A 14,270-nucleotide genomic window follows, 5' to 3' on the forward strand; every position below is an offset into this window, starting at 1 on the left:
AAAAGAAATAAAAAATCCTGAAGATGTTTCTCAGCTCTTTGGACAAATTCTTAATCAAATCCAGTATGAAAACCAAAAACAAATCCAAAAACACCACCAAAGAATTATAGACTTGGAAAGAAAGTGGAATATTGTTAAATCTGCCTTTTATGGTTTAGGCGCGCTAGCAGGCGGAGCTTTAGGCAGTCTTTCTGAAATGGTTTCCCATACCCAAAACCTCTCCAACATTCAACACTTAGGCCGGAGAGATTTTGATGGAGATCACCTTTGCCACTATGTAGTTAAAGTAGGGGACCAGCTTTACTACCAAATCAGATCCCAAGATATCGAATTTGCTAAAACCACAGGTTGGCCATTAACCCCTTTTAGAATAGAGGGTCTTCAGGGAATGTGGCACTCTGTTTTACCTAATCAGCCTTTACCTCCTTCACCTTCTTTAACTACTTTAGAACAAATATTTTACCAAGCGCCAAAACTAAAAGATTTAGCTCCAGCTGCAGGTGCCCTCTGTGTTGTTTGGGATACACTGCGCCAATCTAAAGCTAAACCTATAGAGGTGCAAAAACCAGATATGCCACTTCTAGAAGAAGGAGCAGAAAGTGCAGAAGCAATTTTTGAACTTAATCCTGTGAATGCAACAAAACCAGAATTTCTACATCGCTGGGAAAAAGGAGAAACATACGCTTTTTACGCTCTAGCATCAAAAACATCAGAAGATCCTAAAGTGTTTTTCGCCACTATAAACGAGATATTTGTTACACCCCATGATCAAAAAGTTATTTATGAGGCTACCTTTTATAAGCCTGATGAAAACGGCAATCTGCAAGAAAAAGCGCGAATGTGGATGGATGGAGACAAAATGGCTAATGCAGCCAGAATAAAGATAAATTTAGGAGATAAGATAGACTTGGAAGAAATAAGAGAAAGGTTAGAAAATATGACTAAACCACTTCCGGACAGGGAAGAGCCTGAACAAGAAATAACAGAGGCAACTGAACCTGAAGAAGAAAAACCCGAACCTGAACTTCAAACAACTGAACCAGCAACCAGTGGAAAAACAACAGAAGAGGAAGAAGAGGAGGAAGAGGAGGAAGAGGAAGGCGAAGAAGAAAGAGTAGAACGAAAACCTACGCCACTAATTGCTAAACCAGAAAAAGCTCCAGTAAAAGAAAAACGAATAGAGATCGGAAACCTTGGCGGTATAAAAATAAATCTAAGAGGACAAATAGAAGAAATCCTTCCGCAAACAAAAATGTTAGTTAAAGAAGAGGAGATTATTTACAGTGGCCAAGAGATAACTCCCGGAGAAAGAATCAGATTTACCTCCAAAGAAGGCAAATCCATTACTCTTGTTTATGAAGGTAAAGATTACAATGATAATGCGATCTTCCAAGTAATAGAACAATTTTAAAATAAGTCAAAAAAATGACCAAACCAAAAAACGAGCAAAGCCTTGAACAAGATACTGAAACCCAAATCCCTGTTATGCCTGAAGAACAAACAGCCCCAACTCCTCCTCCAACTGAACCAAGCAGTGAAGGGATAGAAGGAGAAGCTGAAACAACAAAACAGGAAAAAGAAGGAGAAGAAATAACAAAAACAGAAACAGCCACAGAGATAAATAAAACTGAAGAAGAAACACAAAAAGAATTGCCAACTCTTGAGGAAGAAAAGCTGTCTGCTAAAGTAGAGGTTAAACCCGGAGCTGAACTGCCGCCATTAAAAACAGGAAAATCATATTATTATAAAGACCAATCAGGCAACCCAAGAATAATCCATATTGCTGCCAGAGATGGTGATAAACTAACAGTTAGGTTTGAAAAACTCACACCTACAGATAAAGGAAATTGGCAGCTTGCTCCTGACCCAGAAGACAATCAAGAATATCAGATAGACCATGAGGATCTTGCCCCAAGATTAAGAGCAAGAATCAGCCAAGCCAAGCTAGATCCAGAAACACTAGAAAGAGAGTTTGAACAAAAAGAAAAGGAATACAATATAGACAGCAAAAGAAAATCTCAGCCAAGAAGTAGTTTTTCCGTCTCTCCAATCCAAACTCTTTCTGCAGCTCAACAAAAAGGAGAACAAAGAAAGCAAGAGCCAAAACCCAGGAAACAAACAAAAGAAACAAAAAAGAAAGCAGAAAAAATTTACCAAAGAACTAGTACAGGCGAAAAAACTCAAGAGTCTACACGTGAAAAACAGAGCGAATTTCCAGCAACAGAAACAAGAGAAATTGAGTTAGCTGAATCTGACCCTCTCTTAAAATGGGCACAAGAAAAATTAGGTTCCAAAGATCTCAAAGTAGAACTGATGCCAGCCAAAGAAAAAAAAGAAAGAATAGTATTAATCTCTGGAGGCATATATAAAGACAAACACAGCGACACTTACTATATTGTACAAACTGTCTACCCTTTTCCCTTTTCAACTTCAGAGTGTATATACGACAACGAGGAAAAGAAATGGAAAATAAGAAAATCACAAATACCAGCAGGTGATTTTCTAAAATTAATAAGAAGCGGTGATATCGAAATAATTAAACCTGACAAAGGCGAATCACCAGCTCAAAAAGTTCCAAAAAAATTAAGAGAAAATCGATATTTTGCTAATCATTATCTTTTAGCAATTGCCCAAAGAGCAGCCAGTAAAGAGTTTAAAGGAAGCAGAAACGAAGGCGAAAAGAGAGCAAAAGAACGCCGTCAAAAAATTGTCGCTTTGAAAAATATGCTAATAAATGGTATGCGGCAAGGATTTATATGGGAAAAGATGCAAACTGGAGAAAAGTTTATTTTAGAAAAATTAACTCCGACAAGAGTAAAGTTAAGAAATGCTGAAACAGGAGAAGAGCTTTTTCTCTCTAATCCCACATTCTTCCTTATGAATTATGACCCAGTAGAAAGAAGGCAAGAAAAGAAAACTCAAGAAACCGCACCAGAAAAAAAACAAACTGAAGAAAAAATAGAGAAACAACCGCAAGAACAGCCAGAAGAAATAGAAAACCAACCCTCAGAAGAACAACCTCAAGAACAAACAGAAGAAACAGCACAAGAACAAGCCGAAACCAAACCTTCTGACAACACTCCTGAAACATTCCAGATTACAAAACAACTACCAACAAAGCCTTATTTTAGAGAACCTCCCTTTGAATCTAATCCTGAAGAGCCATCTTCTAACCCATACACAAATATCTTTCTGGAAAACGCTCAAAATTATATAGGAGAACAAATTCTTCCTGAACAAGCCAGAACTCTAAAAATAGGAGAGATTATCTTTAGGGGTGAGGTTAGAGATAATACTATAAGCGGCCGTTATGCTAAAATTTCAGGCATTACAGATGAAGGAATAAGATACCGACTAATAAATTCAGACAATAATTTTGGTCCTAAAGAGCCAAAAAAACTAAGCAGGAAAAAAGAAAGAGAAATTGCTTTTTCTGAAATTGCTTCTTCTGAAGAAGAGGCAGAAAACCAGAATAAATATCTCCTTTACAGGGTAAACTTGGGATAATCCTTTATTTTTTATAATTTTTCTTGATTTTTCTCTTTTTTTATGCTAATTTTTGCTCTAATGTCAATAATTTTTTTATATGTTAGTAAAGCCTAAAAAAGAGCTGGACAAACTTTTTCAGATTCTGCCGCAACGCCCCAAAGAGCAAAGAGAAAAAGATGTTCTCTTTGCCCGTTTTGGTATTAATGGCAAAGAACAAAGCCTACAAGCAATAGGCAACCGCTACCATATTACTCGCGAAAGAGTACGGCAAATTCAGAATCAGGGGATAAAAAACCTGCACAAAGCAGCTAAAAAAATAAAAATCTACAGACAAATAGCCAAAAAAGTAGAAAAACAAGCAGGAATTCTCTCTCTTGAAACCGCTTATAAAATCTTTTTGCCCAAAAACGCTACTAAAAAAAGCAAAACATTTCTTTTTCTTTTCTTGGTAGCCAACCCCCATCTGCGTTATTTTAAAGAAACCTCTAAAAACAATCCGTTTTTTACTTTTAAAATCAGCCCTAAAAAAATTAAAAAAATCTTTCAGAGAACGCTTTCTTTATTCAAAAAAGAAAAACAAGCCTTAAAAATAAGTTTAGCAGCTAAAAAATTAAAAATAGAGACAAAGCAACTAAAGGAAGTGGCCAACATTCTTAAAGAAGTAGATATTAGAGAGGGAAAGATTGGTTTAACAAGTTTCCCAGAAATCAATCCTAAAACAACTGAAGCTAAAATTGACTTTATTTTTAAAAAGTACCAAAAACCTCTGCATTTTAGTAAAATAGCTTATCTAATCCGCAAAGAAAAGCTTTATTCCAAAAAACCAACTGAAGCTACAGTGCATAATGAGCTCATTAGACATAGGCATAAATATACATTAATAGGCAGGGGTATATATGCTTTAAAAGAGTGGGGATATACTGAAGGAACAGTTAAAGACATAATTGCGCAAATCATTAAAAAATCCAATCGCAAACTCAGCCGGGAAGAAGTAATTGCTGAAGTCTTAAAACAACGCCAAGTAAAAAGAAACACTATCCTTTTAAATTTAGCTGGCTTTAGAAAAGAACTCAAAGCTTAAAAACCATCTTTTTGCTTTTCTCCTCTTTGCTTTTGCGTATTTTCCTGATATCTTTATAAGAAATATGGATACAGCTTCAAGCTTTATTTTATTGTTAACTCTAACAGGAGTTTTTTTAGGATTATACTACTATCGCCAAAAGCAGAAACTAGCCTACACCAAAGAACAGTTAGATAAAGTGGAGTGGAGTCTTCTTTCTTTAGCAGTTCCCAAAGAAAATGAAAAAGGACCAGAAGCAGCTGAAAATATGTTTGCCGCTTTACACGGCATCTTTCAGGAAAACCTACCTGAAAATCTCCAATCCCAAATCAGCTTTGAAATAGTCTCTAAACCTCAAGCTATAAACTTCTATGTTGCTTGCCCTAAGTATTTAGTTGATTTTATTGAAAGCCAAGTTTATGCCCAATATCCCAGTGTAGAAATCAGAAAAGTAGAGGATTACATCCGTTTTGCTCCACAAACGCACTTTGCCGTAGGGGAACTCGCTACTACCAAAGAAGATATTCTACCGATCAAAACCTTTCCCAACTTTGAAGTAGATCCTTTGTCTTCACTAACTAGTATTCTCTCTAAAATCTCAGGAGACGAACAGATTTGGGTGCAGATTGTGGTACGACCCATAGCTGATGAATGGCAAAAAAAGAGCCTAAACTGGACCCAAAGCGTAAAGAATACAGGCCGCACTCCGGGATTAGCTTTAAGCACCAGCAGTGTTTTAAAAACATTAATCAATTTTCTTAAAGAACTGATACAAACAGCCAAAGGAGGCGAAACAGGTGGCGGTGAAGGAGGGGAAGTGCAAATTCCCGGCCCTTTGCAGGCAGCCATAGAAGGAGCAGAACAAAAAAGCACCAAACTGGGATATAAAACAAAAATTAGGTTAGTAGTTTTTGCTAATGACCCGCAGACAGCTCAGGGGAAACTGCAAAGTGCAGTTGGCTCTTTTAAGCAATTCAATACTCTTAATGCTAATGGTTTTGCCTTGGGTAAGGTAGTTATAGATGACCCACAGGCTTTAAATCAATACCAAAAAAGATATTTTCTTAATGACGGTTTTATCCTTAATGTAGAAGAACTAGCTTCTCTCTTTCATTTACCCAATGTCTCTGTAGAAACTCCGAAAATAGCCTGGTCTGGAGCTAAAAAAGGCGAACCGCCAAAAAATTTGCCTATTAAAAAGAAAAAAATCAACAAAGACTTAACTATTTTTGCTGCTACTGATTTTAGAGGCTCAAAAAAAGAGTTTGGCATTTTAAGAGAAGACCGCAGACACCATATGTACTTTATTGGTAAAACCGGGGTCGGCAAATCAACGGTTTTACACAATATGGCTATTTCTGACATTCAAAAAGGGGAAGGGTTAGCGGTTATTGATCCCCACGGTGAATTAGTAGAATCTCTGCTAGATTTTATCCCTAAAGAAAGAATAAAAGATGTTGTTTATTTTAATCCTGCTGATCAAGACTATCCTATTGCCTTTAATCTTTTAGAAAATGTAAAACCTGAATTAAAAACCATTGTTGCTTCTGGACTAGTAGGGATATTTAAGAAAATTTGGGCTGAATCTTGGGGACCGAGATTAGAGTATATACTCAGAAACGATATTTTAGCTCTTTTAGACTATCCTGATGCCACCCTTTTGGGAGTAACCAGAATTTTAGTAGATAAAGATTTTCGCCAAGAGGTAATAAAACACATCAAAGACCCGGTAATAAAAGAATTTTGGATATCTGAGTTTGAACAATACGACCAACGTTTCCGCACTGAAGCTATTGCTCCCATACAAAATAAAGTAGGTCAATTCTTGGCTTCACCCTTAATCCGCAATATTGTGGGGCAAAAAAGATCAACTTTGGATATAGGCGAAATCATGAACTCACGAAAAATACTTTTAATAAACCTATCCAAGGGCAAAATAGGGGAAGATGCCTCTGGCCTTTTGGGGGCAATGTTAATTACTAAGATTCAGATTGCCGCTTTAGAACGGGCTTCTATTAAACCGGAAAAAAGAAAAGATTTCTATCTCTACGTAGATGAATTCCAAAACTTTGCTACTGAGGCTTTTGCCACTATCCTTTCTGAGGCAAGAAAGTACCGCCTAAACCTCATTATGGCTAACCAGTATATTGCTCAAATGGAAGAGCAGGTAAGAGATTCTGTTTTTGGCAATGTCGGAACCTTGATATCTTTTAGAGTAGGGCCATCAGATGCTCCTTACTTAGCCAAAGAGTTTATGCCCACTTTTGAAGAAACAGATCTTATAAATTTGGATAAATTCCATATCTACCTAAAGATGTCTATTAAAGGCATTACTTCGCCGCCTTTCTCAGCTGAAACTTTGCCTCCTTTTGACGGCAAAGAGGGACTGGCAAAAGAAGTAATTGAACACAGCCGCAAAATCTATGCCCAACCTTTAGTCAAAGTAAAAAAAGAAATAGAAGATCAAGCACAAAGCAAAATCATTGAGGCTTTTGAGGATTTGGTAAAACCCAAAAAAATAAAAGTAGGGGATAAAACCTTTCTTGTACGCAAAGGCACAACTGGCCATTACTGGTATTTTCCTTTAAACAATTCAAAAAGGGAAAAGCCAAATAAAAAGAAAGACAACCCCACAACTCAAAAAGAATCTTCGCCAGAACCAAAAAAGAAAAAAAGAGTTCTTAAAAAACTGATTCAAGAAGCACTAAAAGAAAAAGAAGAACCTAAAAAAGAATCAAAAGACAATCTTAATAATAGCACACTAAAAAAAGAAAAAGGGGAGATAGAGCTTTAATTTTACTCTGAACAAAATTCAGCAGCCTCTTAATATTGTGCGACGCAAATAAAACTAAACCAAAATCGTGGATTTGTCTAAAATACTGCAATCCCTAAATTTTAAATTTCGGCTATTAATTAAACATTAGAAAACAAAAAACTAAAAGCAAAAGAGGGAAGACTAACACAAAAACTAAAAATTAAAGCTCAAACAAAAAATTTTTAAAAAATAATTAATTTAAAACTTCAAAAAGCCAAAAACAAACAAAGAACAAGAAAATGAATTAAAAATTAGGTCTATACTTGCCAAACAGCCAGTCAAGACCTAGTTAGGAATATATAAAAAAGCCAAAAACAGGCTTATAAGGGCAGTTTTGGCTGTTTTTTATATTTTACCTCAAATAAGGCAAAAATAAAGCATTTATTTTTGTTTTTTAGAGCCATAAAAAACAAAGGGCATAAAAAAGGTTATAAAAACGAAAAAGAAAACAAGAGTTTAAAAATAAAACAGCAAAAAATATTTTAAGCACTAAAATCACAATAAAACAAAAAAGAGAAAGGGCATTATTATAAAAAAGTGCTAAAAGAAAAATATTTTTAAAAATAAAAACAAAAAAACTTAAAAAAGCAAAAAGAGTAGAAGGAAAGGAGGGAGGTTTGTTATTGGTATATCTTCGCACAATGTATCTTATGCGACATAATATACCTTAGGGATAAGAACTGGCAAAGGCCTAATTTCAAAAAATAAAAAAGAAAATTAAAAAACAACAAAATTGTTTAAGAATATTTCCAGAATATTGAACCTTTTGCTTTGATCAAAAACAACCAAAAAACAATTTTTTCTACCCCCTCTCCCCTATTCAAAAACTTTAGACCACCTTTTTCTTCTTTCTTTGCAAAAGATCCACTAAAAGAGGGGTGGCTAAAAATATAGAGGAATATGTGCCAATACCTACTCCGATTGCCAAAGCCAAAGAAAAGTTTTTAATACTCTCCCCTCCTAAGAGGTATAAAGACAAAAGAACCAAAATAGTAGTAAAAGCAGTTCCCACTGAACGAGCCAATGTCTGCCAAATAGATAAGTCAGCCAAATCAGCTAATGCCCCCTCCTCTTTGATAAGATTTTCTCTGACACGGTCAAAAACAACAATGGTATCATTTACAGAATAGCCAATAGTAGTCAAAAGAGCGGTAATAAAGTAAGAATCAATAACTATTTTTGGACTAAAATGGCCCAAAAAAGAAAAACTGCCCAAAACAATCAGAGCATCATGAATTAAAGCAATAACTGCCACTATACCAAAAAACCAACTGGAATACCCCTCAGGCACACTGCGAAAAGCATAAGCTACATATAAAATAATAGCTATAGAAGCCAGAACAACCCCTAATAATGCCTTGCGCTGTAAATCCTTACTGACTGAAGGGCCAACACTCTCATAAGAAAGTTCCTTAAAATCAGCTACTTTTCTTAAAGCTTCTTTGAGCTTGCAATAATCATTCTCCTCTAAGTTTTGGGTGCGGATAAAATACTCTTTTTCTGAAGGTTGGATTTGAAAATAATCAAAACCAGCCTGTTTTAGTTGGGCGGCTACTCTGTCTTTAGTCACTTCTTTTTCAAACCTAATTTTTAATACACTACCTCCGGCAAAATCTATACCAAGATTAAAACGCCAGAAAACAACTAAAAGAATGGAAACCAAAACAAGCAATAAAGAAAAAAGGTAAAACACTTTTCTGAATTTTATAAAACTAAAAGGTAATTTCATTTTTTAGTTATTATTTTCCCTGCCCTTTCAGGCACAAAAGCCTGTAAAAATGTGCGCGTAATAGTAATAGCTGAAAACATGCTCATCAAAATCCCAATGCCTAAAGTAACAGCAAAACCTTTTATTTGGCCAGTTCCAAAAGAGTATAAAATTAAAGCAATCAAAAGACTGGAAACATTAGAATCTCTAATAGAAGGCCAGGCTCTCTTAAAACCTTCATTAATAGCCAAGGAGAGATCAGACCCCGATCTAAATTCCTCTTTGGTCCGTTCAAAAATCAAGATATTAGCGTCCACCGCCATACCTATAGAAAGAATAAAGCCAGCTATACCAGATAAGGTTAAGGTAAAACCACCCAATTTAAAAAGGGAGAGAACTAAAACTCCATAAATAGAAAGGGCAGCAATAGCCCAAAAGCCAAAATAACGATAGTTTATCAACATATAAAGAGCCACCAAAAAAAGACCAATAATGCCGGCTACCAAGCTTTTTTGTATTGCTTCCTCACCCAAACTTGCCTCTACTGTTCTTTCCTCAACCAATTTAATAGGCACTGGCAAAGCACCAGCATTGAGCTGAATAGATAGCCGCTTAGCTTCTTGGGGGGTAAACTGGCCAGTAATCACCGCTTTGCCGCCAACAATTGCCTCTCTAACTATAGGCAGAGAAACAACTTTATTATCTAAAACAATGGCTACAGGCTTGCCAACATTGCGTTTAGTTATCTCCTCAAAATGTTTAGCCCCTCTGGAATTAAACTCTATAGAAACCTCCCACTCTTGTGTTTGCTGATTAACTGTAGGCTGAGCCCTTTTTAGATCTTTGCCAGAAAGTTCAGTCGGCTTAAAGCCAGGCAAAACCTCATTATTTTGATATTTTTTGTCTTCAGTTTGCTCCCAAAACTCAAGCTGGGCAGTCTGACCTATCAGCTCCTTAGCTTCCTCTAAATCTTTTATACCCGGCAACTCAACCAGAATCCCCCGCTTACCAGAAACAGCAACAGGATTAATCACTGGTTCACCTATACCAAACTTGTCTACGCGATTACGTATTACTTCCAAAGTAGAATCTGAAGCCGCATTCCGATCCTTAGCCTCTATATTGGAAAGGTCCAGCTGGTAAAGAAGGTGGGCACCTCCCTTGAGATCCAATCCCAAACGCAAAGGAAAATCATGATGCAAAATCTTATTTCCCCAAGGTAAAATAATCAACAAACCTAAAACTAATAAAGCAAAAATTAAAAACAAACGCCAAAAATGTTTTTTTAACCAAATCACAAACTCTATGATAGAAAAGCTTTCTTTACTTTGCAACTAAGATCTAAATCTTTAATCTTTAAACTCACCCTCTCTTCTTTCCCTTGAGGTGTTAAAAAAGAAAGGGAAACTGAAAAAAGCTGCAAATGCGAAATGTCTAAAATTTTGCTTGCTTTTTTGCTTAACTTTGAAGCATAAATTTTATCCCCCAAAATCGGATAACCAAGATGGCTGAGATGAACCCTGATTTGATGCCGCCTTCCTGTGTGTGGCTGAGCTTTAATTAAACTCAAAAAATTAAATTGCTGATATTTTTTATCTTTAAAAATAGTTATCTTTTTAGCAGATATAAGCTTAAAAAAAGAAAAGGAATAGCGTGCCTTTTTGCCCAAAACTCTAAAACTCTTATGGTCAAGAGCCTCTTTCTGGCTAACAAAAACCAGTGGCTCAAAAGTAAAAGGTTTCTTATCCCCTCTGCGCAATAACCCCTCAACCTTGACTTCTTTTTCTCTAAACTTGCCCAAAACAACAGCCAGATATTCTTTTTTTACTTTTCTCTCTTTAAACTGCTTTTGCAAAAACTTTAAGGATTTTTTGTCCTTAGCCACTAAAAGCAAGCCTGAAGTCTCAAAATCCAAGCGGTGGCAAATTAAAGGCGATATCTTTTCTGAAAGCACAAAGGGAGGCTTAAAAACAACTAAAAAATCTTTGCCTTCTTTTATGATTCTGGCTTGCATAGCTCCTTAATTAATTTTTTAGCTTCTGATGTATCTTTCACCTTGCCAAAACGAATCCGCCATTTTTTGCTGCCAAAAAAATTTTTTAAATACCAAAATATATGGGGCCGAAAATAAAACCAGGCATTTTCCCCGTATAACTCTTGGGCTAAACCAAAATGCTCTTTAATTACCTTTTTGCGCTCTGCTAGTAGCGGCTCTGCTTTTTGCCAGCCCCGACTATTCAAAAACCTCTGTGGGTTCTCTTTAATTAAATCTAAGTTTTCAAATATCCAGGGGTTTCCCAAAGCGCCGCGGGCAACTAAAGCGCCATTAGGTTTTGCTTTTAAAAACAAACGAGCCAAATCCTTTTGGGAAAAAATATCACCAGTGGCTATTAAAGGAATACTTAATTTTTGTTTTACCAAATTAAACAGATTCCAGTCAGCTCTGCCGCCAAACTTTTGTTTTACTGTGCGCGGATGCAAAATCAAAGCATCAACCCCTATTTTGTTTAACTCTCCAGCCCATTTTAAAATCTCCTTCTTACTGCTAAAACCTGATCTTGTTTTTAAAGAAAGGGGAAGGGTAGTTTTGCGTCGCACAATATCAAGAAGAGAGAGGAGTTCCTTCACCTCTCTAAGCAAAAAACCACCCATTTTCTGCTTTAAAACATTTTTAACCGGACAGGCAAAATTAAGATCTATAGCATCTACTTTTATCTCTTTTTCTAAAATTTCAGCTGCTTCAGCTAAAACCTTCCCTTTTCTACCTATAAGCTGAGCCACAAGCGGCCGCTCCCTTTTTTTAAATTTAAGTTTTAAAAAAATAGGCTTCAGCCGCCGCACCAACCCCTCAGCCGGTATCATCTCAGTAAAAACAAAATCCGCCCCAAAAGAACGGGCAATCTGGCGAAAACAAGAATCAGTATAAGACTCCATTGGGCCTAAACCAACTTTTCTCAGAGACCAATCAAACTTAGAGTTCATCCTTGCGCTTTATTCTGAAACCGCTAGCAGAATCCTCAACAACAAAACCTAAAGATTCAATTTTTTTTCTAATTCTATCTGCCTGCACAAACTTTTTGGCATTTCTCAATTTTTCTCTTTGTTTAGCCAGTTGCCAAATCTCATCTGGCACTTTTTCCGGCTCTAACTTTAAACCAAAAATTGAAGTTAGACTTTTAAACAAAGTTTTGGAAATCTTTTCTCTCTCTTTATCCCATATACTTATTGCCAAAGCAAAATTAAAATCATCTTCAATAGCCCTCTTTATCTCTCCTAATACTGCTTTATCGTGAGAACTGCTTGCAGGGGCTTTTTCTTTTGCTTCTCTCAAACGGCTGACGATTTTAGCTAACTCTTGAATTCGGGAACGCTTGAAATCTAAAGGTTTACGATAATGAGTCAAAAGTAGCGACAATCTGATCCAATCAACCGGATATTCAGCCAACAGATCTTCTAAAAGAGCAACATTTTGCAAAGACTTAGACATCTTTTTGCCTTCAATCATAACCTGCCCTAGATGAAGATAATATCTTACTGGCTCATCTCCGCTAAAAGCTAAACCTTGCGCTCTTTCATTTTCATGATGGGGGAAAATTAGATCTACACCACCGCCATGAATATCAATAGGAAAACCTAAAAGCTCATGGATCATTGTAGAACACTCAATGTGCCACCCCGGATAACCTTTACCCCACGGACTTTCCCACTGCAATAAATGACCTGGCTCAGCCTTAACCCAAAGGGCAAAATCTCTGGCTTCTTTTTTATCCTCTTTGGCAATAACACGCACCCCTTTTCTTTGTTCTTCAGGCCTCAATCGGCCAGACAAAAACCCATAGTCCTTAATTTTTGCCACTGAAAAATAAACCCCTGTTTTGCTTTCATAGGCATAGCCTTTTTTGAGCAATTTTTGAATAAACTTAATCATTTGGGGAATAAAATCTGAAGCCCGGGGAGCAAAAGTAGGCCGCAATACATTTAATTTATCCATTGCTTCAAGGTGTTTTTTTTCAAAATAACGCGCAATCTCAAGCGGCTCTTTGCCTTGTCGTCTTGCTTCTTTGACTATTTTGTCCTCTGGTTCTTCCCCTTCAGTTAAATGACCAACATCAGTAATATTTTGCACCAAAAGAACCCTCTTTTGGCTAAATTTAAAGTACCGCCGCACTACATCGTAAAAAACCCCTACTCTGCCGTGTCCTAAGTGGTCTAAAGAGTAAACAGTAGGACCGCAAACATACATAGTAATCTGTGTTTTGGACAACGGCCGAAATTTCTGCTTTCTTTTGGTAAGAGTGTTATAAAATTTAAGCATTATTAACTGATAATAAAAGGTTTTAGGCAAATCTCAGATTCCCGTATCCCAGATATTCTCCTCATCTTCCAAATCTAAGCTGTCCATCTTGGGCACCTCGGCCTCTTCCTCTACCTGAGCCAGATAACCCCCACAAACAGGACACTCGGGTAAAGTTTCATCTTTAGTTTCAAAACTGCAGTTTTCACAACGAAATCGCGGCATAGGTTTTATTTTAGGGTACTTTTTCAAAATAAAGGGCTGACTTTTTTTGTCAAGTGGAAAAAATCTAATCGTCGCTTTTGTCTATTGCTTTTCGCCCTTTTAAAGCTTCTCTTAAGGTGGTTTCATCTGTGTATTCTAAATCTGCTCCAATAGGGAGGCCGGCAGCCAAACGGGAAATTTTTATATTTGGGCTAAGGTTTTTAATCTCTTTGTTAACATACATCGCTGTAGCCTCACCCTCAAGAGATGAATCAAAAGCCAAAATTACTTCTTTGGGCTTTTCTTTTTTAATCCTCTGTAAAAGCTCTTTTGTGTGTAATTCCTCCTCGTCAGCTAAATATGAAGCAACTAAGCCTCCCAAAACAAAATAAACACCCCTAAACCCCGCTCTCTCTAAAGGCTGAATATGTAGGGGGGTTTCTACTACAGCAATAATATCTTGGCGACGTTTTTTATCCCGGCAAATCAGACATTCACCCCCATCAGAAAGGTTAAAACAGCGCGGACACTCTTTTAGCTCTCCAACACCTTTAAGCGCAGCAATAAACTCCTCCAGTTCAGAGGGGTCCATTTTAAAAATAAAGTTAGCCAGCCGTTCAGCTGTTTTCTCCCCAATCTGGGGCAGTTTTTTCAGTTTAGATATTAAAAAGCGGAATTTTTTAGGATAAAAAGCCATAGT

At 36.6% G+C, this 14,270-nt stretch carries 11 protein-coding genes; 4 read left to right on the top strand and 7 right to left on the bottom strand.

Annotated elements, in window-relative coordinates; all coding sequences use genetic code 11:
• The 4 genes from J7K05_02525 to J7K05_02540 form a co-directional block, all read left to right on the top strand.
• The coding region (locus J7K05_02525; protein MCD6195042.1) for a hypothetical protein at positions 1 to 1,411 on the top strand (1,411 nt) is incomplete at its 5' end.
• A 14-nt stretch (positions 1,412 to 1,425) separates the two neighbouring features.
• A complete protein-coding gene (locus tag J7K05_02530) occupies positions 1,426 to 3,507 on the top strand; it encodes a hypothetical protein (GenBank protein ID MCD6195043.1) in 2,082 nt (693 codons plus the stop codon).
• Positions 3,508 to 3,586: 79 nt separating this feature from the next.
• On the top strand, positions 3,587 to 4,570 hold the full coding sequence (locus tag J7K05_02535; protein ID MCD6195044.1) for a hypothetical protein: 984 nt from the start codon (positions 3,587 to 3,589) through the stop codon (positions 4,568 to 4,570).
• A gap of 247 nt (positions 4,571 to 4,817) precedes the next feature.
• Entirely contained in the window at positions 4,818 to 7,343 is a 2,526-nt protein-coding gene (locus tag J7K05_02540) for an ATP-binding protein (GenBank protein MCD6195045.1), read from the top strand.
• 850 nt (positions 7,344 to 8,193) lie between these two features.
• Here J7K05_02540 and secF read toward each other — a convergent pair.
• The 7 genes from secF to recR form a co-directional block, all read right to left on the bottom strand.
• On the bottom strand, positions 8,194 to 9,093 hold the full coding sequence (gene secF, locus J7K05_02545; protein ID MCD6195046.1) for a protein translocase subunit SecF: 900 nt from the start codon (positions 9,091 to 9,093) through the stop codon (positions 8,194 to 8,196).
• Positions 9,090 to 10,370 (bottom strand): protein translocase subunit SecD, encoded by a 1,281-nt coding sequence (gene secD / locus J7K05_02550; GenBank protein MCD6195047.1) that lies wholly within the window; start codon positions 10,368 to 10,370, stop codon positions 9,090 to 9,092. Before secD ends, secF begins: the two co-directional genes overlap by 4 nt.
• Before the next feature lie 5 nt (positions 10,371 to 10,375).
• Positions 10,376 to 11,086, bottom strand: a complete 711-nt coding sequence (locus tag J7K05_02555; GenBank protein MCD6195048.1) for an RNA pseudouridine synthase — start codon at positions 11,084 to 11,086, stop codon at positions 10,376 to 10,378.
• Positions 11,068 to 12,054, bottom strand: coding sequence for a tRNA-dihydrouridine synthase family protein (locus J7K05_02560; protein MCD6195049.1), 987 nt, complete (start codon positions 12,052 to 12,054; stop codon positions 11,068 to 11,070). Before J7K05_02560 ends, J7K05_02555 begins: the two co-directional genes overlap by 19 nt.
• On the bottom strand, positions 12,044 to 13,387 hold the full coding sequence (gene cysS / locus J7K05_02565; GenBank protein ID MCD6195050.1) for a cysteine--tRNA ligase: 1,344 nt from the start codon (positions 13,385 to 13,387) through the stop codon (positions 12,044 to 12,046). The genes J7K05_02560 and cysS overlap by 11 nt, the downstream gene beginning before the upstream one ends.
• Before the next feature lie 33 nt (positions 13,388 to 13,420).
• The gene (locus J7K05_02570; protein ID MCD6195051.1) at positions 13,421 to 13,591 is read right to left on the bottom strand and encodes a hypothetical protein; all 171 of its coding nucleotides are present in this window, start codon (positions 13,589 to 13,591) and stop codon (positions 13,421 to 13,423) included.
• Between the two features lie 64 nt (positions 13,592 to 13,655).
• Complete coding sequence (recR, locus tag J7K05_02575) at positions 13,656 to 14,267, bottom strand: recombination protein RecR (GenBank protein ID MCD6195052.1); 612 nt, start codon at positions 14,265 to 14,267, stop codon at positions 13,656 to 13,658.
• Positions 14,268 to 14,270 lie beyond the last annotated feature (3 nt).

Source organism: bacterium (genome assembly GCA_021157605.1).
GTDB lineage: Bacteria > Patescibacteriota > UBA1384 > JAGGWG01 > JAGGWG01 > JAGGWG01.

Bases quoted from the DNA above. Each gene is read 5' to 3' on its own strand.
- J7K05_02570 (MCD6195051.1), bottom strand. From the start codon at position 13,591: ATGCCGCGATTTCGTTGTGAAAACTGCAGTTTTGAAACTAAAGATGAA.
- J7K05_02555 (MCD6195048.1), bottom strand. From the start codon at position 11,086: ATGCAAGCCAGAATCATAAAAGAAGGCAAAGATTTTTTAGTTGTTTTT.
- secF (MCD6195046.1), bottom strand. From the start codon at position 9,093: ATGAAATTACCTTTTAGTTTTATAAAATTCAGAAAAGTGTTTTACCTT.
- J7K05_02540 (MCD6195045.1), top strand. From the start codon at position 4,818: ATGTTTGCCGCTTTACACGGCATCTTTCAGGAAAACCTACCTGAAAAT.
- J7K05_02530 (MCD6195043.1), top strand. From the start codon at position 1,426: ATGACCAAACCAAAAAACGAGCAAAGCCTTGAACAAGATACTGAAACC.
- J7K05_02535 (MCD6195044.1), top strand. From the start codon at position 3,587: ATGTTAGTAAAGCCTAAAAAAGAGCTGGACAAACTTTTTCAGATTCTG.
- cysS (MCD6195050.1), bottom strand. From the start codon at position 13,387: ATGCTTAAATTTTATAACACTCTTACCAAAAGAAAGCAGAAATTTCGG.
- J7K05_02560 (MCD6195049.1), bottom strand. From the start codon at position 12,054: ATGAACTCTAAGTTTGATTGGTCTCTGAGAAAAGTTGGTTTAGGCCCA.
- recR (MCD6195052.1), bottom strand. From the start codon at position 14,267: ATGGCTTTTTATCCTAAAAAATTCCGCTTTTTAATATCTAAACTGAAA.